The following is a 19,107-nucleotide window of genomic DNA, read 5'->3' as shown; positions in this document are numbered from 1 at the left end:
TATGTCTCACTTTGCATAGTCATGCAAGCTGGGTATGCGAAAACGCCGTCCCCGCCGCTCAGGGCTCAGGAAGGCGCCGTCCCGGAACCCCCGAGCGCGCCGAGGATCCGCTCGGCGGCCAGCGTCGGGGTGAGCTCGCCCGCCCGGACACGCTGCTCCAGCACCGGCGCCAGCTCCCGTACCGCCGGGTCGGCCCGCAGGCGGCCGAGGAGCTCGTCGCGGACCATGGTCCAGGTCCAGTCGACCTGCTGGTCGCGGCGCTTGGCGGTGAGCCGGCCGGTGGAGTCCAGCAGGGTGCGGTGCTGCTCCAACCGCTCCCACAGCGTGTCCAGACCGGTCGACTCGCGGGCACTGCAGTGCAGCACCGGCGGCGTCCAGAACGCGTCCTTGCCGTGCATCAGCCGCAGCGCGCCCGCCAGTTCGCGGGCGGCGGCCCGGGCGTCGCGCTCGTGCGGCCCGTCCGCCTTGTTGACGGCGATCACGTCGGCCAGCTCCAGCACGCCCTTCTTGATGCCCTGGAGCTGGTCGCCGGTGCGGGCGAGGGTGAGCAGCAGGAACGTGTCGACCATGTTCGCGACGGCCGTCTCGGACTGGCCGACACCGACCGTCTCCACCAGGATCACGTCGTAGCCGGCCGCCTCCATCACCACGATCGACTCGCGGGTGGCCTTGGCGACGCCGCCCAGCGTGCCCGCGGTGGGGGAGGGGCGCACGAACGCCGCCGGGTCCACGGCCAGGCGCTCCATCCGGGTCTTGTCACCCAGGATCGAACCGCCCGTCCGGCTGGAGGACGGGTCGACGGCCAGCACCGCGACCCGGTGCCCGAGCGAGGTCAGCAGCGTGCCGAACGCGTCGATGAACGTCGACTTGCCCACGCCCGGCACCCCGCTGACGCCGATCCGCCGGGCCCGGCCGCTGTGCGGCAGCAGCGCGGTCAGCAACTCCTGGGCCAGCGCCCGGTGCTGGGGCCGCGTCGACTCGACGAGGGTGATCGCGCGGGCGATGATCGCCCGCTTCCCGTCGAGCACACCCTTCACATACGCGTCGACATCGATCACAGCTCGTGCCCGAGACCGTCCGACAGCCGCCGCACCAGGTCGTACGCCGCGTCCGGGATCACCGTCCCGGGCGGGAAGACGGCCGCGGCGCCCATCTCCAGCAGCGTCGGCACGTCCTGCGGCGGGATCACACCGCCGACCACGACCATGATGTCCTCGCGGCCCTCCTCGGCCAGCGCCTCGCGCAGCGCCGGGACGAGGGTGAGGTGACCGGCCGCCAGCGACGAGACGCCGACGATGTGCACGTCCGCCTCGACGGCCTGCCGCGCCACCTCGGCGGGCGTCTGGAACAGCGGGCCGACGTCCACGTCGAAGCCGAGGTCGGCGAACGCCGTGGCGATCACCTTCTGGCCGCGGTCGTGACCGTCCTGGCCCATCTTCGCGACCAGGATGCGCGGGCGGCGGCCCTCGGCCTCCTCGAAGGCGGACACCAGGGTGCGGGTGCGGTCCACGCTCGGGGACTCTCCGGTTTCGTTGCGGTACACGCCGGAGATCGTACGGATCTGCCCCGCGTGCCGGCCGTACACCTTCTCCAGGGCGTCGGAGATCTCCCCGACGGTGGCCTTCGCGCGGGCCGCGTGCACGGCCAGCTCCAGCAGGTTGCCCTCGCCGTCGGCGGCCCGGGTCAGCGCGTCCAGCGCGTCCTGGCAGGCCCGCTCGTCGCGCTCCGCGCGCAGCCGCCGCAGCTTCTCGATCTGCTGCGCCCGCACGGAGGAGTTGTCGACCTTCAGGACGTCGATCTGCTCGTCGGACTCCACCCGGTACTTGTTGACACCGATCACCGGCTGGCGGCCCGAGTCGATTCGGGCCTGCGTGCGGGCAGCGGCCTCCTCGATGCGCAGCTTCGGGATGCCCGCGTCGATGGCCTTGGCCATGCCGCCCGCGGCCTCGACCTCCTCGATGTGCTGCCAGGCCCGCCGCGCCAGGTCGTACGTCAGCTTCTCCACGTACGCGCTGCCGCCCCACGGGTCGATCACCCGGGTGGTGCCGGACTCCTGCTGGAGGAGCAGCTGCGTGTTGCGGGCGATGCGCGCCGAGAAGTCGGTGGGCAGGGCGAGCGCCTCGTCGAGGGCGTTGGTGTGCAGCGACTGCGTGTGGCCCTGGGTGGCCGCCATCGCCTCGACACAGGTGCGCGTCACGTTGTTGAAGACGTCCTGCGCGGTCAGCGACCAGCCAGAGGTCTGCGAATGGGTCCGCAGGGAGAGGGACTTGGCGTTCTGCGGGTCGAACTGCTTCACGAGCTTCGCCCACAGCAGGCGCGCCGCCCGCAGCTTGGCGACCTCCATGAAGAAGTTCATGCCGATCGCCCAGAAGAACGACAGCCGCGGCGCGAACGCGTCCACGTCCAGGCCCGCTTCACGGCCCGCCCGGATGTACTCCACGCCGTCGGCGAGGGTGTATGCCAGCTCCAGATCGGCCGTCGCACCCGCCTCCTGGATGTGGTACCCGGAGATGGAGATGGAGTTGTACCGCGGCATCCGCTGCGAGGTGTACGCGAAGATGTCGGAGATGATCCGCATCGACGGCTTCGGCGGATAGATGTAGGTGTTGCGGACCATGAACTCCTTCAGAATGTCGTTCTGAATGGTCCCGGCCAGCTTCTCGGGCGGTACGCCCTGCTCCTCCGCCGCCACGATGTACAGCGCCAGCACCGGCAGCACGGCACCGTTCATCGTCATCGACACGGTCATCTTGTCCAGCGGGATGCCGTCGAACAGCTGCCGCATGTCGTAGATGGAGTCGATGGCCACGCCCGCCATGCCGACGTCGCCCGTCACGCGCGGGTGGTCGCTGTCGTAGCCGCGGTGCGTGGGCAGGTCGAAGGCGACCGACAGGCCCTTCTGGCCGGCCGCGAGGTTGCGCCGGTAGAAGGCGTTGGACTCCTCGGCCGTCGAGAAGCCGGCGTACTGCCGGATCGTCCAGGGCTGGTTGACGTACATCGTCGGGTACGGGCCGCGCAGGTACGGCGCCGCTCCCGGGTACGTCTCCAGGAAGTCCAGGCCCTCCAGGTCACGGCCGGTGTACAGCGGCTTGACGGCGATGCCCTCGGGCGTCTCCCACAGCAGGTCGTCACCGCCGGAGGCGTTCTTGACCGCCGTACGCCACTCGTCGGCGCCGCCGTCGGGGGCCGGGGTGCCCAGCTCGATCCCGGAGAAGTCGGGGATACCCATCACGACACTCCCATGCGGTCGAGGGTGGCGGACAGCACGGCGACGGCGTCACAGCCCGCGAAGACGTACGAGTCGACACCCGGGTACTCCCCGGGGCGGCCCGCGAGGAACACATGCCGTGCGCCGGCGGCCTTCAGGGCCTGGACGGCCGCCTCGGCCTGCTCCGCGTACAGCGCGTCGCTGGAGCACAGCACGGCCTCCGTCGCACCGCTCTCCTCGAAGGTGCCCTCCGCGACCGGCTCGATGCCGCCGGCCTGGAAGAGGTTCGAGGCGAAGGTGAGGCGGGCGGTGTGGGCGGCGGCCGGGCCGAGCGCGGAGAGGAAGATCCGCGGCCGGGAGCCGGTGGCGGCGAGGTGGGCGTCCGAGCGGGCGCGCAGCGCCTCGTACGCCTCGTCACGGCGGACGCGCGGCAGGCCGCCGGAGCGCGGCTGGGGAGCGTCCGCGCGGACCACCGGCTTCTCCGCGAGGAACGGGAACTCGCTGACCCCGGTGACGGGTTCGCGCCGCTTGGCGAGCCTGCCGGCGCGGGCCTGCCAGGTCTCGGCGAGATCCCGCTCCACATCGCCCGAGCGCAGGGCGGCCGCCATGCCGCCGAGCCGCTCGACGCGCTGGAAGAACTCCCAGCCCGCGTGGGCGAGTTCGTCGGTGAGGCGCTCCACGTACCAGGAGCCGCCCGCCGGGTCGATCACCCGGGCCAGGTGCGACTCCTCGATGAGGATCGTGGAGGTGTTGCGGGCGATGCGGCGCGCGAACGCGTCCGGCAGGCCGAGGGCGTGGTCGAAGGGCAGCACCGTGACCGCGTCCGCTCCGCCCGCACCGGCGGCCAGGGTGGCGATCGTGGCGCGCAGCATGTTCACCCACGGGTCGCGGCGCGTCATCATCACCGGCGAGGTGACCACGTGCTGGAGCTGCGCCCCCGCGCGCGGCGCCCCGCAGGCCTCGGCCACCCGGGCCCACAGCCGGCGCGCGGCCCGCAGCTTCGCGATCGTCAGGAACTGGTCGGCGGTCGCCGCGTACCGGAACTCCAGCTGCGCACAGGCCTGTTCGACGTCCAGCCCGGTCGCGGTCAGCTCCCGCAGGTAGGCCACGCCGGTGGCCAGCGAGCAGCCCAGCTCCTGGGCGGCCGAACCGCCGGCCTCGTGATACGGCAGCGCGTCCACGGTCAGCGCCCGCAGCCCCGGGTACTCCCCGGCGCACAGCCGCGCGAGCTCCGCCGCCGCAGCGGTCTCACACCGCTGACCGGTGCGGGCCTCGTCCCCGAGGGGATCCGCGCCCAGGCTGCCGCGCGCGGCGTCCCGGGCCACCCCCCGCTCCTCGTACACCCGCAGCAACTCCCGCGCGGCGGACTCCACGTCGCGGCCCGCGTCCAGGACGACGGGCGCCAGGTCGAGGTACACACCGTCGAGGACCCGGCCGAGGTCCGGCACCGCGATGCCGCCCTCCCCGACCGTCAGCCAGAGCGAGGTGACGCCGTTCTCCAGGTCCCCGAGCACCGCGTCACGGTCGGCCACCGTGTGCCGTTGCCGTACGTCCCAGCCGCCGACCGTGTTCCCCTCGGGGCGGCCGCCGCGCACAAAGGGGGCGAAACCGGGGAAACCCGGCTCAGGCGCGGAGTCGTGGGCGGTGTAGAGAGGGCGGGTGCGCAACCCGTCCTCCAGGGCGGTGGACAGGGCTTCCTCGGCCTCGGCCCCCTCGACGTCCTTGCCCGATTTGCGCAGTACGCCCGCCACAAGGCGCTGCCACTGCTCATGGGGCACGTCAGGGAACTCGCCGGCCAGCTCAAGCCCGTCGTCAGGCAGGACCGTCATGCTCGGATGTTAGGCCACGTTAACGAACGAGCAGCAGAGGGAACGGCTGTGACCTTGCCCTCGCTCCGTCTGTGACCTCGCTCTCCCCGCCCCGCGCCCGGCGTGGACGAGGGGTGAGCGCCGTGTTCATGCTAGCGACGCGTCCGCCCGCCGGGTCCCGAATGTGGCGGAGAAGTGACGGCCGTCCGTGCGGCGCAGAGCACACTCGGCGGTGCGCCCTCGGCAGTGTGTGCGCTGAGGGCCTGGGTAGACGAACGACCGAAAGGTCACTTGGCAGCACGAACAACAACGAAAGAGCCCCGTATGGTCATCCCGCTTATGAAGCAGGCGGAAGATGAGCCGGGCGCGGACGAGCGGGCCACCCTGCGCTACGGCGCGGTCTGGGCCGAAGGCGTCGCGTGCGCCGTCGAGGCGCGCCGGGCGCTGCGCGCGTTCCTGTCGCACGCTCCACGTACCGGCCGCCTCTCCCTGCCGGCCCCGCTGGCGATCGACGCCGAGCTGGTGGTCAGCGAACTGGTCACCAACGCGATCCGGCACGCACCAGGACCCTGCGGGTTGATCCTCCAACTGTCCGAGGAGGGGCTCTCCATCACGGTGTGGGACACCTCCGCCGAGCAGCCGGTGGTCAGACAGCGTGACGGGCAGCGCTTCGGCGGCCACGGGATGCACGTGGTGCACACGGTCAGCGAGGACGTCATGGTCCGTCCCCTCGGCGAGGGCAAGCAGATCACGGCCCGCCTGCGCCCGGCGCGGAAGGAAGAGGCCGGAGCGGTGGTGGAGGAGGCCGAAGCGGTGGTGGAAGAGGCCGAAGCGGTGATCGACACCAATCCGGCGGCCTGAGCCGGCCCGGCCGTCTCCGGGTGGTGAACCCGGCCGGGCTGCCTCCGGCCGGGCTTCCTCTTGCGGGCTTGCTCCCGCGGGGCTTGCTCCCGCGGGGGTTGCTCCCGCGGGGCTTGCTCCCGCGGGGGTTGCTCCCGCCGGGCTTTTGCGCGGGGCTTTCTCCGGCCGGGCCGCTTCCGGCCGGGTCCCCTCCCTCGGTGTTGCCTCCCGGCGGGGGCTCGGCGGGGTTCACCACCCGGTGATGAGCAGGTGGTTGAGGAGCAGGGCGAGCAGCGCCTGGGCGGTGAGCCACAGGCGGGGGCGGGGGAGGAACGCGCACGCCGGCAGGAGCCACAGGGCGAAGGGGAGCCAGATGCGTTCCGTCTCCGCCTTGCTCATGCCGGACAGGTCGGCGACCAGCAGGGCCGCCAGCGCGGCGGACACCAGAAAGGCGAGGCGGACACCGGCCCGGGCCCCGGTGCGGTGCCGGAGCAGGCAGTCCGCTGTCCGCCGCAGCCCCGCCACGGTCGCCGGCCCCGTGACGAGCACCGCGCAGGCCAGATTCGCCCACACCCAGTAGCCGTAGGGACGGACGCCGCCCGCGCCCTGGCCGTAGCGGGTGACCAGCAGGCGGTAGGACTCCCACCAGTCGAAGCCGGCGAGCGTGAACACCACGGGCACCACGGCCAGCCCGGCGAGCAGCGACGCCGGCAGGACCGGCCGCCGCCGGACCCCGCGGCGGCCGAGGACGAGCACCGCCCCCGCGATCAGCGCGACGAGCGTGAGGCCGTACGACAGGTAGCAGGTCAGGCCGAACAGCAGCCCCGAGGCGCCCGCCCACCCCGGGGACCCCCGGGTGACCGCCAATGCCAGCGACGCCACGGCCCAGGCCGCCACCGCCGCGAAGTACGCGTCGGCCGAGGTGCCCATCCACACGGCGGCCGGAGCCAGGACCAGGAAGGGCGCGGCCCGGCGGGCGAGCGCCTCGTCGGCCAGCGCGCGGAGCGCGACCAGCACGGCCACGCACGCGGCCGCCCCGACGACGACGCACCACATCCCGGCCCAGCCCCCGCCCCGCAACCCGGCCCGGTCGAGCAGCACGAACGTGAGGGTGGCGGCGGGCGGGTGCCCGGCGACGTGGGCGGGCCAGTTGTCGGGGGACTCCAGCAGGATGTGCCCCGTGAAGCCCCGCAACGCCCCCGGGATGTCATGGAAGCGGTCGATGACCTGCAGGTACTCATGACGGGTGGTGAGCCTGCGGGCGATGCCCCGGTGCCAGCCGTCGACCAGGGCGAGGGACAGGATCCAGATCACGGACGTTCCCCAGGCGGCCGGGAGCAGCGCACGCCACGGCAGGCGGGCCGCCAGGACGGGCCCGTACGCCACCGTGGCGACCGCGGTCAGGACGGCGGCCGGGGTGCCGGGTCCCGCATGGGGGTACCAGGACGCCAGCAGCGGGGGCCAGTCGACGAACAGCGTCCGGCGGGTGTCCTCGATGTGACGGCCGACCAGGACGGACGCCGTCACGAGCAGGGCGGCGGCCCCGGCGGCGTACACATCGCGGCGCGAGTCCCGGGACGGGGCGGTGGGCGGGGTGCGGATCACACCGGCACGCTAGGCCGCGCGACCGGCCGCGGACCGCCGACCGGGCCCGACGTCAGCGTTTCGTCATGGGTCGCGCACCCGTGCGCGGGGTGTTCGCGGCCTACCGTCGGCTCATGCGAGACGACCCACGCGATCCGCGGCTCCCCACGTCCCCCGGCTTCTGGCGCAGCCCCCTGCGAGGGCCCTGGTTCACCTCGGTGCTGGGGCTCGTCCTGCTGGCCGGCATCACCGTGCTGTTCCTGACGGGACTCCTCTCGTACGCCGCCTACAACCCGGATCTCTCGCCGGTCAACGACAAGACCCCGGGCAAGGGGATCCTCGGCTTCTACCTGTTCGCCTGGCCGACGGACCCGCACTGGCTGTACCGGCTGAACCAGGGCGTCCACGTCACCCTCGGCGTCACCCTGATCCCCGTCCTGCTCGCCAAGCTGTGGTCCGTCGTGCCACGGCTGTTCGCGCTGCCGCCGGCCCGCTCGCTCGCGCACGCCCTGGAGCGGATCTCGCTGCTCCTGCTGGTCGGCGGCGGGCTGTTCGAGTTCGTGACCGGCGTCCTCAACGTCCAGCTCGACTACGTGTTCCCCGGCTCGTTCTACCCCTTGCACTTCTACGGCGCCTGGGTCTTCATCGCCGCCTTCGTGGCCCACGTCCTGCTGAAGGCCCCCACGGCCCTGCGCAATCTGCGGCAACGGGGGGAGGAGAAGAACGACCTGGTCCCACCGCGACCCGCCGAGCCGACCGTCTCCCGGCGCGGCGCCCTCTGGTTCGTCGGGAGCGGATCACTGCTGCTGTTCGCCACGACCGTGGGGCAGAACTTCGGCGGCCCGCTGCGGCGCACCGCCCTCCTCGCCCCGCACGGCGGCGGCGAACCCGGCACCGGCCCGAACGGTTTCCAGATCAACAAGACCGCCGCGTACGCCCGGATCGACACCGCGGAGACGTCCGGGGACGTGTGGCGGCTCGTCGTGACGGGGCGCGCCGGAACGGTCCGCCTCAGCCGCGCCCGGCTCGCCGGGCTGCCCTTGCACAGCTCGGCGTTGCCCATCGCCTGCGTGGAGGGCTGGTCCACCCCCGACCAGTGGTGGCGGGGGGTGCGGCTGCGCGACCTCGCGGCCCTCGTCGGGTACGAGGACGATCCGCCGGACGTGTTCGTCGAATCCCTCCAGCGGCAGGGCGCCTTCCGCAAGGCCGCGCTGCGCGCCAACCAGGTGGCCGACCCGCGTTCCCTGCTCGCGCTGTACGTCAACGGCGAGGAGCTGTCGCCCGACCACGGCTACCCGGCGCGGATCATCGTGCCCGCGGCGCCCGGCGTGCTGAACACCAAGTGGGTGGCCCGGATGACGTTCGGAGACCTGTGATGCGAGGACGCGCCGTCATCGGCAGCCCCCTGCACCTGCTGGTGCTGTGCTGCTCGTTCGCCCTGGCCGCCTACGCGGGGGTGCGCCTGCTGGCCGGGGACTGGTTCGGCGTGGCCCTGTGGGTCGTGGGCGCCGCGCTGCTGCACGACCTCGTCCTGCTGCCGCTGTACGCGGCGGCGGACCGGGCGATGGTCCGGGGGCTGGAGGGCCTGCGCCGCCGGGAGTGGGTGATGTACGTGCGTGTACCGGCCGCCCTCTCGGGGCTGCTGCTGCTCGTGTGGTTCCCGCTGATCAGCTCGATGGCGCAGGCGCGCTACCGGTCCGCCACCGGCCTGCCGCCGGAGGTGTTCCTCACGCGCTGGCTGCTGATCACCGCCGCCCTCTTCGGCGGCTCGGCGCTGCTGCTGGCGGTGCGGCTGCTGCGACTGCGCAGGGCGGCGAATCGCCGCCCGCCGGCCGTCCACTGACCGGCCCGCTCCCAGCCCCGCGCGTACCGCAGCAGCGCGCGGGTGCCCAGCCGGGCCCAGGGGAACGGGGCGCCGGAGGTGGCGTGGGCGTCGGTGATGTGGACGTCCACGCGTTCGTCGACCTCCGCGGGGGCGGTCTCGGCGATCAGCAGGCCGCCGGGGCGCAGGAGGGCGGCGACCCGCTCCAGCAAGGCGCGCGGGTCGCCGCCGATGCCGATGTTGCCGTCCATGAGCAGCACGGTGTCCCAACGGCCCTCACCGGGCAGCGGCTCGAACACGGAGCGCCGCAGCGCCTGCCCGCCGAGCCGGGCGGTGTGCTCCACGGCGGCCCCGCTGACGTCGATCCCGAGCGCGGTCCGGCCCCGGGCGGCCAGTTCCGCCACGAGCCGCCCGGGCCCGCACCCCACGTCCAGCACGGCCCCCTCGCACCGGTCCAGCACATCCCGGTCGACCGCGTCGGCCCGGGCGCACCAGCGCTCCACCTCCAGCGGCAGCAGCCAGCCGTCCGGCCGCCGCAGGAACAGCGGGCCGCGGCCGGCCCGCAGGGCGGCGTCGTAGGGGTCGGCGGCGGCCCACGCCAGGGCGGTGGCAGGCGACGCGCTCATCGGAACCCGCCCACCGACGCGACCGGCCCGGCGGCCGGCCCGGCATCGGACGGCCGGGCGGCGGACGGCTGGACCGTGGGCGGCGCGGAGGTGGACGGTTCGACCGTGGGCGGCCCGGAGGTGGACGGCTGGACCGTGGGCGGCCCGGCGGGGAGCGGTCCGTTCGCCGTGCACCGGGCGAGCCGCTGCGCGAAGCGCCCCCGTGGGGCCAGCGCGGCGACGGCGTGGGCGTCGGGAGCGGTGTCGACGTCACGCAAGGACGGCAGGTCCCGCACCCGCAGGCCCGCCGCGACCAGCCGCTCCCGCTGCACCGCACCCGTCACCGGCGTCGACATGGGCACGCCCCGCAGCAGAGCGGGATCCGGACTCGCCAGACCCAGCGCCCAGAAACCGCCGTCCTCGGCCGGGCCGAACCAGGCGTCACAGCCGGCGAAGTCCACGGCGAGCAGTTCCGGGGTCACCTGAGGGGTGTCCATGCCGATGAGCAGGGCCGGTCCGGTGCAGCGCGCGAAGGCCGCGGCCAGCCGCTCGTCCAGACCACCCGCGCACTGCGCCACGACGTCGAAGCCGGGCGGCAGCCACGGGCCGGGGGAGCCGTCGAGCACGAGGACGCGCCGGGTGGCGGGCGTGGCGGCCACCGCGTGCAACGTGTCCGCGAGGGCCGCTTCGGCCAGTGCGGCCGCCTGCCGGGGGGTGAACGGCGGCGTGAGCCGCGTCTTCACCCGGCCCGGCCGCGGCTCCTTGGCGATGACGAGCAGCGTGGTCAACGGACCGTTCCCCCTTCGTGCGCCGGGTCGGCGTGGGCTGTATCGGCGTGGGCTGTCTCGGCGTGGGCTGTCTCGGCGCGGGCCGGGTCCTCGTGCGCCGGGGCTTCGTGGCCCGGCGCCTCGGCGAGGACGCGGCTCATGTCCCGTACGGCCTGCCACGTGCCGCGCCAGGTGCCGGTCACCTTCGAGGCCCCGGTGCGCGGCAGGTACGGCACGTCGTGCTCCTCGATCCGCCATCCCGCGTCGGCCGCGCGGACCACCATCTGCAGCGGGTAGCCGCTGCGCCGGTCGCTCAGGCCGAGGGCGAGCAGCGGTTCCCGGCGGGCGGCGCGCAGGGGGCCGAGGTCGCGCAGCCGCAACCCGGTGCGGCGGCGCAGCATCCGCGCCAGGGCGAGATTGCCGGCCCGCGCATGCGGGGGCCACGCGCCCCGGCCCTGCGGACGTCGCCGCCCGAGCACCAGGTCGGCCCGTCCGTCGCGCACCGCGCGCACGAACGGCACCAGGAGCCCGGGGTCGAGGGAGGCGTCGCAGTCGCAGAAGCACACCACGTCGGCGGTGGCGGCCGTCAGCCCGGCGTGGCAGGCCGCGCCGAAGCCCCGCCGCGGTTCGTGCACCACGGTCGCCCCGTACGCGCGGGCGACGTCGGCCGAGCCATCCGTGGAACCGTTGTCGACGACGAGTGCGCGCCAGCCCGGCGGAATCCGTTCGAGCACCCATGGGAGGGCCTCGGCCTCGTTCAGGCAGGGCAGCACCACGTCGACGTCCGAAGGTGTCGTCGTCACGGGTCTCACCCTACGAACGCGAACCGGACATACCGGGCCACCGCTCCTTACGAAACGCGGACGTCGGAGCGATGCGGCGGTGCTCGCGCTCCGCCAGGGGTGAGGCGGTGCCAGGCTGGAGGCATGCAGCAGCAACCGCACGAGCACCCCGGGACCGCGGGCGGGGCGCCCAGGATCCTGGTCGTCGACGACGACCCGACCGTCGCCGAGGTCGTCACCGGCTATCTGGACCGCGCCGGATACACCGTCGACCGCGCCGACGACGGCCCCACCGCCCTGACCCGCGCCGCCGCGCACCGGCCGGACCTGGTCGTGCTCGACCTGATGCTGCCCGGCATGGACGGTCTGGAGGTGTGCCGGCGGATCCGCGGCCACGGCCCCGTGCCCGTCATCATGCTCACCGCCCGCGGCGACGAGGACGACCGGATCATGGGCCTGGAGGTCGGCGCCGACGACTACGTCACCAAGCCCTTCAGTCCCCGCGAACTCGTCCTGCGCGTCGAGTCGGTGCTGCGCCGCAGCCGCCCCGCCGTCACGGGGCACCGGTTCGGGGCGGCCGGCCTGACCGTGGAACCGGACGCCCGCCGTGCCACCAAGAACGGCACCGAACTCGCCCTCACCCTGCGCGAGTTCGACCTGCTCTCGTTCTTCCTGCGGCACCCCGGACGGGCGTTCGGCCGCGAGGACCTGATGCGCGAGGTCTGGGGGTGGGACTTCGGCGACCTGTCGACCGTCACCGTCCACGTCCGCCGGCTGCGCGGCAAGGTCGAGGACGACCCGGCCCGGCCCCGGCTGATCCAGACCGTCTGGGGCGTGGGCTACCGCTTCGAACCCGGCGCACCAGACGCACCCGGCGCACCCGGCGCACACGGAGGACCCGGCGCGCCCGGTGCACACGGAGGATCCGGCGCACACGGTGCACACGGAGGATCCGACGCACACGGAGGACCCGGCGCGCCCGGTGAACTCGGTGAGCCCGCAACACCCGCAGCATCCGGTGAACCCGGTGAACCCGGTGAACCCGGTGAACGCCGTGGAGGAGCCGAGCGACCGTGAGTGCCAACGTCCTGATCGCCCTGTACGCCTTCGCCGGTGCCGCCGTGACGGGGCTGGCCGGAGCCGGTGTCCTGCGCCTGATCCGCCGCAGATCGCTGACCGTCTCCCTCGCGGTGGTGGCAACCGTCGGCATCGTCGCCATGCTCGCGGGCACGCTCGCCGTCGCCTGGGCGATGTTCCTGTCGGCGCACGACCTGACCGTCGTCACCACCGTCGTCGCCATGGCGGCCGTGGTCTCTCTGGCCACCGCCCTGCTGCTGGGCCGCTGGGTCGTCGCCCGCAGCCGTGAACTCGCGGTCGCCGCACGCTCCTTCGGCGACGGCGGGAACTTCGCCGCACCCGACGGACCCGCCACCGCGGAACTCGCCGCGGTGAGCCGTGAGCTGGCGGCCACCAGCGCCCGGCTCGCCGAGTCCCGGGAGCGCGAGCGCGCCCTGGAGGCGTCCCGGCGTGAACTCGTCGCCTGGATCTCGCACGATCTGCGCACACCGCTGGCCGGTCTGCGCGCCATGTCGGAGGCCCTGGAGGACGGCGTCGCCGCCGACCCGAAGCGCTATCTCCAGCAGATGCGCACCGAGGTCGAACGCCTCAACGACATGGTCGGCGACCTCTTCGAACTCTCCCGCATCCACGCCGGGGCCCTGGCGCTGACCCCCACCCGGATCTCCCTGTACGACCTCGTCGGCGACGCCCTCGCCGGTGTCGACCCGCTCGCCCGCGAGTACGGGGTGCGGCTGGTGGGCGGCAGTATCGAGCCGGTGCCGGTGGAGGTGGACGGCAAGGAGATGAGCCGCGTCCTGGGCAACCTGCTGGTCAACGCCATCCGCCGGACCCCCGCCGACGGCACGGTCGCCATCGCCGCCGAGCGTTCGCCCGAGGGCGTCGTCCTGTCCGTGACGGACGCCTGCGGCGGGATCCCCGAGGAGGACCTGCCGCGCGTGTTCGACACCGGCTGGCGTGGCACCCATGCCCGGACGCCCCCGGCGGGGGCGGGCCTGGGCCTCGCCATCGTCCGCGGCATCGTCGAGGCCCACCAGGGCCGGACCGGCGTACGCAACATCCCCGGGGGCTGCCGCTTCGAGGTGGTGCTGCCGGCCGCCGCCTCCTGAACCCGGCCGGGGCAAGGTGCCGGCGGCCGCCGCGTCGGCACCCGGCCGAGGCAGGTGCTGTGCCGGCCGCCGCGTCTGAACCCGGCCGAGGCAGGTGCTGTGCCGGCCGCCACGTCGGCACCCGGCCGAGGCAGGTACTGTGCCGGCCGCCACGTCGGCACCCGGCCGGAGCCGGCAGGTCTGCTCCCACACCTCCGCCCCTCACGCTTCCCCCCCTCACGCCTCCCCCCTCACACCTCCGCCCTTCACCCCTCTCCTCGTACCTCAGCCCCTCGCGCATCCCGGCGTGCGCGAAGGGCTGAGGTGTGAGGGGCTACTCCGCGCGCATGCCGGCCCGCGCGAACTCCGTCATGCCGTCCGCGAAGCCGACCTCGGGCTTCCACCCCAGCGCCGCCCGCAGCCGCGACGAGTCCGCGGTGATGTGCCGTACGTCCCCGAGCCGGTACTCGCCCGTGACGACCGGCTCGGGCCCGCCGTACGCGGCGGCCAGCGCCCGGGCCATCTCGCCGACGGTGTGCGGGTCGCCACTGCCGGTGTTGTAGGCGGTGAGCACGCCGGGAGCGGCGGCCCGTGCCTCAAGCGCCACGGCGTTGGCCGCCGCCACGTCCCGCACGTGCACGAAGTCCCTGCGCTGCCGCCCGTCCTCGAACACCCGCGGGGCCTCGCCCCGGGCGAGCGCCGAGCGGAAGAAGGAGGCGACGCCGGCGTACGGGGTGTCCCGGGGCATGCCGGGTCCGTACACGTTGTGGTAGCGCAACGACACCGCCGATCCGCCCGTGCAGCGGGCCCATGAGGCCGCCAGATGCTCCTGGGCCAGCTTGGTCGTCGCGTACACGTTCCGCGGATCGGCCGGGGCGTCCTCACCGACCAGCCCGGGGGCGAGGTCCGCCCCGCACCGGGGGCAGACCGGCTCGAAGCGGCCCGCGTCGAGATCGGCCACGGCCCGCGGCCCGGGCCTCACCACCCCGTGCCGCTCGCACGCGTACCGCCCCTCGCCGTAGACCACCATCGACCCGGCGAGCACGAGCCTTCGTACTCCCGCCTCCGCCATGGCCGCGAGCAGCACGGCCGTGCCGAGGTCGTTGTGCGAGACGTAGTCCGCCGCGTCGGCGACGCCGTCGCCGAGCCCGACCTTCGCGGCTTGGTGGCACACGGCGTCCACTCCGGCCAGGGCGCGGCTCACCGCCGCGGGGTCCCGCACGTCGGCCGCGGGATCCTCCCGTACGTCGAACACGACCGCCTCGTGCCCCCGCTCCCGCAGGGCGGCGACCACATGGGACCCGATGAACCCGGCACCGCCGGTGACCAGTACGCGCATACGGGCACGCTAGGCGCACCTCGGCGCCGGGCCACGGGGACGCGGCGGTACGTCATGACTCCGTAAGAAGGGCACGGGTGCGCCGGACCGCGGCAAACCGGGCCCGGCGCGAGAACCTGCCCCCATGACAGCTTCCCCCGCACCCGACACGGCTCACCGCTTCGACGACCTGACGGCCCTCTACATCAACTGCACCCTCAAACCGTCCCCGCAGCGCAGCCACACCCAGGGCCTGATCGACAAGAGCCGGTCGATCATGGACGGCGCCGGTGTGACCACCGAGCTCGTCCGCGCCGTCGACCACGACATCGCGACCGGCGTCTACCCCGACATGACCGAGCACGGCTTCGCCACGGACGCCTGGCCCGCGCTGTACGAGAAGGTCATGGCGGCGGACATCCTGGTCCTGGCCGGGCCGATCTGGCTGGGCGACAACAGCTCCGTCACCAAGCAGGTCATCGAGCGCCTCTACGCCTGCTCCTCGCTGCTCAACGACCAGGGGCAGTACGCCTATTACGGGCGGGTCGGCGGGTGCCTCATCACCGGGAACGAGGACGGCGTCAAGCACTGCGCGATGAACATCCTCTACAGCCTCCAGCACCTCGGCTACACGATCCCGCCCCAGGCGGACGCGGGCTGGATCGGCGCGGCCGGCCCCGGGCCCTCGTACCTGGACCCCGGCTCGGGCGGCCCGGAGAACGACTTCACCAACCGCAACACGAGCTTCATGACCTGGAACCTGATGCACGTCGCGGCCCTGCTCAAGCGAGCCGGAGGGATCCCCGCCTTCGGCAATCAGCGCTCGGAGTGGGACGCCGGCTGCCGTCCGGGTGCGGACAACCCCGAGCACCGCTGACCGCCCCGGCCGACGCGGACGGCCATTTCTTACGCGACGGTGACGCGGGCCCGGAACCGGTGGCCGCCCCTCGTCCCACCGGCCACGGTGGTCCCACCCGACACACGAACGGAAAGGGCCACCATGAACCAGGGACACAGGCGCGACCGCAAGCGTCGCAACGTGATCATCCTGCTCGCGGGGCTGGCAGCGGGGGGCGTCGGACTCGCGTCGGTCGCCCTGCAGGCCAACGCGACCGACGCCCCGCGTGCCACCACCCGTGCGGCTTCACCCCTGTCCGGGCCGGGGGTGAAGCCGTCGCCGGCCGCCGGCAACGGGCCGGTGCGGGCGGACTTCGTGGACATCACCAAGGTCGCCCCCAATGTGCCCGCCCGGCCCCGCGACGGCCGCAACGCCTCCAAGGGCGTCTTCAAGACCCGCTGCGGCGTCAACGCGGAAGGCCGGCACAACTCCGACAACGTGATCGTCGCCCCGGGGGTGGGCAACGGGGCACACCACACCCACGACTACGTCGGCGCCATCGGCGTCGACGCCTTCACCACCGACGACACCCTCGCCGCGGCCCGCACCACCTGCACCAACGGCGACCGGTCGACCTACTACTGGCCGGTGCTCCGCGACCGCAAGGGAGTCGAGAGGGCGGACGCGGGCAAGCCCGGCGGCGGAGCCGAGGGCAACGTCGGCAAGATCCTCACCCCCACGTCCGCGAGCCTCACCTTCGTCGGCAGCCCCGCCACCAAGGTGGTCGCCATGCCGCGCTTCCTGCGCATCATCACCGGTGACGCGAAGGCCAACGCGAACGGCGGCGCCAACGCCAACGCGGCCTGGTCCTGCACCGGCTTCGAGAACCGGGTCCAGCTCAAGGACAGGTATCCGATCTGCCCCGCCGGCAGCCAGGTGGTCCGCACCGAGCGCTTCCAGAGCTGCTGGGACGGCCGGAACACCGACAGCGCGGACCACCGCAGCCACGTCGCCTTCGCCGACGCACGGGGCAGGTGCCCGGCCGGGTTCAAGACGGTCCCGCAACTCGTGCAGCGCCTCACCTACAGCGGTCTGGCCGGCAGCACCCGCTTCGCCGTGGACAGCTTCCCCGAGTCGCTGCACAAGCCCATCACCGACCACGGCGACTTCATCAACGCGATGCCCGAGCGGCTGATGAGGCAGGCCGTGGCCTGCATCAACTCCGGCCGCCGCTGCGGCTGAACCCCCGCGGAGCGCGCCGGGCCGGCCGCCGCACGGACTCACTCCTCACGGGGCGTGAACTCGGTCTCCTTCGCCGTGATGATCCGGGCGCCCATGTTGCGCCCCATCATCTCCAGGGCCGCGGACGCCAGATTCGGATGGATGGAGGCCACGGCGTCCTTCGGCACCGTGACGTCCAGGTGGCGGATGTGCGCGTCCAGGGCGGAGTACAGGACGCACTGCTCGGTGACCTGGCCGGTCAGAACCACGTGCCCGACGTCCAGGCTCCACAGCAGGTAGGACAGGGGAGTCTCGAAGAAGACCGAGTGGCGGGCCTTCATCACGAAGAGTGACCGATCGTCGGGCCGGATCGGCTCGATCAGATGGGCGTGCGGCTGGGACAGGGCGGCGTCCAGCAGCTCGCCGTGGTGCGAGCGCCACAGGCCGAAGTTGTCGTTCACGTAGATCACGGGGATGTCGGCCTCACGGGCCCGGCCGATCAGCTCCGTCAGGACGGGCACGACCTGCTCGACGGACGGCACGAGCAGCTCGGCGTCCTCGTGCTCGTAGGTGTTGATCATGTCGATCACGATCAGCGCCGATCGCGCCGGGTCGGAGCCCCGCCCTCTGCCCTCGGCCGCCCCTTCGCTGCTGTCACTCATGGGATGCGGCGGGATCGCGTCGCGGAAGAGGTCGGAACATCGGATCTCCCGGGTGGGGCGTGTGGTGCGGGTTGCGGGAACGCACTGCTGAGTACCCGGCGGCGCGGCAGGGCTAACAACCTGCGGACATTCCGCCGACACCCCCGCGGGACATTCCGCCGCCCCCCGCGGGGCGTCCCGCCGACACCCCGCGGGGCGTCCCGCCGACGCCCCGCCCCCGCGTCGTCTCGGTCCGTGGATCCACCGGGGGAGCGTGGGCGCTTCCCGTCCGGAGTCGCGGACAGAAGCTGTCCGCAAGTCTCGCTACCGTGCCTCATATGACGAACACCAAGCGGAGCGTCACCGGCACGCCACCCCTGCTCGGCGTGCGGGCTCTCAACCGGGCGACCCTCGACCGGCAGTTGCTGCTGCGCCCCGCCCGGCTCTCCGCCGCGGCGGCCGTCGAGCACCTGCTCGGACTCCAGGCGCAGAACGTCACCCCGCCGTACTACGCGCTCGCCGCCCGGCTCGACGGGTTCGTCCCCGAGGACCTGTCGCGGCTGATGGCCGACCGTGCGGCCGTCCGTATCGTCACGATGCGCTCCACCCTCCACACCCACACCGCCGACGACTGCCTGACCCTGCGGCCGCTGGTGCAGCCCGCCCGCGACCGGGAGCTCGTCACCTTCCGCAAGGGACTCGCCGGGGTCGACCTGGAACGGCTCGCCGCGCTCGCCCGCGACCTCGTCGAGACCGAACCCCGCACCATGGCGCAGCTGCGCGAGGCGCTGCTCCGGGAGTGGCCCGAGGCCGATCCGCAGGCCCTGGCCGTCGCCGCCCGCTGCCGTCTCCCGCTCGTGCAGGTGACCCCCCGGGGACTGTGGGGACGCAGCGGGCAGGTCCGTCTCACCACCGCCGAGCACTGGCTCGGCCGGCCCGCGCAACCGGCGCCCGCGCCCGACGCGGTCGTCCTGCGCTACCTCGCCGCCTTCGGCCCGGCCTCGGTGAAGGACATGCAGGCCTGGGCCGGCATGACCCGGCTGCGCGACGCCTTCGAACGCCTCCGCCCGCGGCTGGTGACCTTCCGGGACGACAGCGGCGTCGAACTCTTCGACCTCCCGGACGCCCCCCGCCCCGACCCGGACACCCCGGCCCCGCCGCGTTTCCTGCCCGAGTTCGACAACCTGCTGCTCTCGCACGCCGACCGCGGCCGCGTCGTCCCGCCCGCGTACCGGGGCCGCTCGTGGAAGGGCAACATGGCCTACCGCACGCTCCTCGTCGACGGCTTCCTCGCGGGGCTGTGGCGGCTGGAGGAGGACGCGCTCGTGATCGAGCCCTTCGGCCGCCTCACCCGCACGCAGCGGGACGAGGTCACCGCCGAGGGGGAGCGGATGCTGCACGTCATGCACCCGGGGGCGGCCTACGACATCCGGTTCGGGGCCGTACGGACCTGAGACGCCTCCCGGACATGGAAAGGGGGCGTGGGGGGGGCCGGCGGGGGGGCGCGC

General features: G+C 73.6%; 16 protein-coding genes. 7 read left to right on the top strand and 9 right to left on the bottom strand.

What is annotated here, in order from left to right:
- Positions 1 to 65: 65 nt before the first annotated feature.
- Genes meaB through ACFV20_RS07700 form a run of 3 tightly spaced genes read right to left on the bottom strand, consistent with a single transcriptional unit; the run spans position 66 to position 5,037 of the window.
- Entirely contained in the window at positions 66 to 1,058 is a 993-nt protein-coding gene (meaB, locus tag ACFV20_RS07710; RefSeq protein WP_385653611.1) for a methylmalonyl Co-A mutase-associated GTPase MeaB, read from the bottom strand.
- Entirely contained in the window at positions 1,055 to 3,229 is a 2,175-nt protein-coding gene (scpA, locus tag ACFV20_RS07705) for a methylmalonyl-CoA mutase (RefSeq protein ID WP_385653610.1), read from the bottom strand. The genes meaB and scpA overlap by 4 nt, the downstream gene beginning before the upstream one ends.
- Positions 3,229 to 5,037: a methylmalonyl-CoA mutase family protein gene (locus tag ACFV20_RS07700; protein ID WP_385653607.1), complete on the bottom strand. Its 1,809-nt coding sequence runs from the start codon at positions 5,035 to 5,037 to the stop codon at positions 3,229 to 3,231. Before ACFV20_RS07700 ends, scpA begins: the two co-directional genes overlap by 1 nt.
- Positions 5,038 to 5,340: 303 nt before the next feature.
- Here ACFV20_RS07700 and ACFV20_RS07695 point away from each other — a divergent pair, with 303 nt between their 5' ends.
- On the top strand, positions 5,341 to 5,877 hold the full coding sequence (locus ACFV20_RS07695) for an ATP-binding protein (RefSeq protein WP_385653604.1): 537 nt from the start codon (positions 5,341 to 5,343) through the stop codon (positions 5,875 to 5,877).
- Positions 5,878 to 6,105: 228 nt separating this feature from the next.
- Here the strand turns inward: ACFV20_RS07695 and ACFV20_RS07690 are convergent, their stop codons facing one another.
- Positions 6,106 to 7,461, bottom strand: a complete 1,356-nt coding sequence (locus tag ACFV20_RS07690; RefSeq protein ID WP_385653602.1) for a hypothetical protein — start codon at positions 7,459 to 7,461, stop codon at positions 6,106 to 6,108.
- A gap of 113 nt (positions 7,462 to 7,574) precedes the next feature.
- On the opposite strand from ACFV20_RS07690, the gene ACFV20_RS07685 reads away from it, so the two are divergent.
- Complete coding sequence (locus ACFV20_RS07685) at positions 7,575 to 8,816, top strand: molybdopterin-dependent oxidoreductase (RefSeq protein ID WP_385653598.1); 1,242 nt, start codon at positions 7,575 to 7,577, stop codon at positions 8,814 to 8,816.
- 313 nt (positions 8,817 to 9,129) lie between these two features.
- Here the strand turns inward: ACFV20_RS07685 and ACFV20_RS07680 are convergent, their stop codons facing one another.
- From ACFV20_RS07680 to ACFV20_RS07670, 3 genes are read right to left on the bottom strand one after another with little or no spacing between them, the layout of a single operon-like run.
- Positions 9,130 to 9,888, bottom strand: a complete 759-nt coding sequence (locus tag ACFV20_RS07680) for a class I SAM-dependent methyltransferase (RefSeq protein WP_385653596.1) — start codon at positions 9,886 to 9,888, stop codon at positions 9,130 to 9,132.
- Entirely contained in the window at positions 9,885 to 10,655 is a 771-nt protein-coding gene (locus ACFV20_RS07675; RefSeq protein WP_385653595.1) for a DUF2064 domain-containing protein, read from the bottom strand. The genes ACFV20_RS07680 and ACFV20_RS07675 overlap by 4 nt, the downstream gene beginning before the upstream one ends.
- The gene (locus ACFV20_RS07670) at positions 10,652 to 11,446 is read right to left on the bottom strand and encodes a glycosyltransferase family 2 protein (RefSeq protein ID WP_385653593.1); all 795 of its coding nucleotides are present in this window, start codon (positions 11,444 to 11,446) and stop codon (positions 10,652 to 10,654) included. The genes ACFV20_RS07675 and ACFV20_RS07670 overlap by 4 nt, the downstream gene beginning before the upstream one ends.
- A gap of 114 nt (positions 11,447 to 11,560) precedes the next feature.
- Here ACFV20_RS07670 and ACFV20_RS07665 point away from each other — a divergent pair, with 114 nt between their 5' ends.
- Together ACFV20_RS07665 and ACFV20_RS07660 are read left to right on the top strand one after the other, a co-directional pair.
- Positions 11,561 to 12,493 carry a response regulator transcription factor gene (locus ACFV20_RS07665; RefSeq protein WP_385653590.1) on the top strand — a complete coding sequence of 311 codons (933 nt, stop codon included), beginning with the start codon at positions 11,561 to 11,563 and terminating at the stop codon, positions 12,491 to 12,493.
- Complete coding sequence (locus ACFV20_RS07660) at positions 12,490 to 13,602, top strand: sensor histidine kinase (protein ID WP_385653589.1); 1,113 nt, start codon at positions 12,490 to 12,492, stop codon at positions 13,600 to 13,602. The genes ACFV20_RS07665 and ACFV20_RS07660 overlap by 4 nt, the downstream gene beginning before the upstream one ends.
- Before the next feature lie 313 nt (positions 13,603 to 13,915).
- Here the strand turns inward: ACFV20_RS07660 and ACFV20_RS07655 are convergent, their stop codons facing one another.
- Positions 13,916 to 14,920, bottom strand: coding sequence for an NAD-dependent epimerase/dehydratase family protein (locus tag ACFV20_RS07655; RefSeq protein ID WP_385653586.1), 1,005 nt, complete (start codon positions 14,918 to 14,920; stop codon positions 13,916 to 13,918).
- A 124-nt stretch (positions 14,921 to 15,044) separates the two neighbouring features.
- On the opposite strand from ACFV20_RS07655, the gene ACFV20_RS07650 reads away from it, so the two are divergent.
- Positions 15,045 to 15,776: a flavodoxin family protein gene (locus tag ACFV20_RS07650; protein WP_385653585.1), complete on the top strand. Its 732-nt coding sequence runs from the start codon at positions 15,045 to 15,047 to the stop codon at positions 15,774 to 15,776.
- 123 nt (positions 15,777 to 15,899) lie between these two features.
- Positions 15,900 to 16,979 carry a DUF1996 domain-containing protein gene (locus ACFV20_RS07645; protein WP_385653583.1) on the top strand — a complete coding sequence of 360 codons (1,080 nt, stop codon included), beginning with the start codon at positions 15,900 to 15,902 and terminating at the stop codon, positions 16,977 to 16,979.
- Between the two features lie 38 nt (positions 16,980 to 17,017).
- Here ACFV20_RS07645 and ACFV20_RS07640 read toward each other — a convergent pair whose 3' ends face one another.
- On the bottom strand, positions 17,018 to 17,620 hold the full coding sequence (locus ACFV20_RS07640; RefSeq protein ID WP_385653581.1) for a cysteine hydrolase family protein: 603 nt from the start codon (positions 17,618 to 17,620) through the stop codon (positions 17,018 to 17,020).
- Between the two features lie 317 nt (positions 17,621 to 17,937).
- Between ACFV20_RS07640 and ACFV20_RS07635 the strand changes: the two genes are divergently transcribed.
- Positions 17,938 to 19,053 carry a winged helix DNA-binding domain-containing protein gene (locus tag ACFV20_RS07635; protein WP_385653579.1) on the top strand — a complete coding sequence of 372 codons (1,116 nt, stop codon included), beginning with the start codon at positions 17,938 to 17,940 and terminating at the stop codon, positions 19,051 to 19,053.
- The last annotated feature ends 54 nt before the right edge of the window (positions 19,054 to 19,107 follow it).

Origin of the sequence: Streptomyces sp. NPDC059696 (assembly GCF_042733745.1) — a bacterium.
Classification (GTDB): domain Bacteria; phylum Actinomycetota; class Actinomycetes; order Streptomycetales; family Streptomycetaceae; genus Streptomyces.
Note: the sequence above shows the minus strand (reverse complement) of the source record. Positions and strands in the feature narration are given on the sequence as shown.

Excerpts from the sequence above, each read along its gene's own strand:
- scpA (WP_385653610.1), bottom strand. The coding sequence starts at position 3,229 with ATGGGTATCCCCGACTTCTCCGGGATCGAGCTGGGCACCCCGGCCCCC.
- ACFV20_RS07700 (WP_385653607.1), bottom strand. The coding sequence starts at position 5,037 with ATGACGGTCCTGCCTGACGACGGGCTTGAGCTGGCCGGCGAGTTCCCT.
- ACFV20_RS07695 (WP_385653604.1), top strand. The coding sequence starts at position 5,341 with ATGGTCATCCCGCTTATGAAGCAGGCGGAAGATGAGCCGGGCGCGGAC.
- ACFV20_RS07685 (WP_385653598.1), top strand. The coding sequence starts at position 7,575 with ATGCGAGACGACCCACGCGATCCGCGGCTCCCCACGTCCCCCGGCTTC.
- ACFV20_RS07680 (WP_385653596.1), bottom strand. The coding sequence starts at position 9,888 with ATGAGCGCGTCGCCTGCCACCGCCCTGGCGTGGGCCGCCGCCGACCCC.
- ACFV20_RS07665 (WP_385653590.1), top strand. The coding sequence starts at position 11,561 with ATGCAGCAGCAACCGCACGAGCACCCCGGGACCGCGGGCGGGGCGCCC.
- ACFV20_RS07655 (WP_385653586.1), bottom strand. The coding sequence starts at position 14,920 with ATGCGCGTACTGGTCACCGGCGGTGCCGGGTTCATCGGGTCCCATGTG.
- ACFV20_RS07650 (WP_385653585.1), top strand. The coding sequence starts at position 15,045 with ATGACAGCTTCCCCCGCACCCGACACGGCTCACCGCTTCGACGACCTG.
- ACFV20_RS07645 (WP_385653583.1), top strand. The coding sequence starts at position 15,900 with ATGAACCAGGGACACAGGCGCGACCGCAAGCGTCGCAACGTGATCATC.
- ACFV20_RS07640 (WP_385653581.1), bottom strand. The coding sequence starts at position 17,620 with ATGAGTGACAGCAGCGAAGGGGCGGCCGAGGGCAGAGGGCGGGGCTCC.
- ACFV20_RS07635 (WP_385653579.1), top strand. The coding sequence starts at position 17,938 with ATGACGAACACCAAGCGGAGCGTCACCGGCACGCCACCCCTGCTCGGC.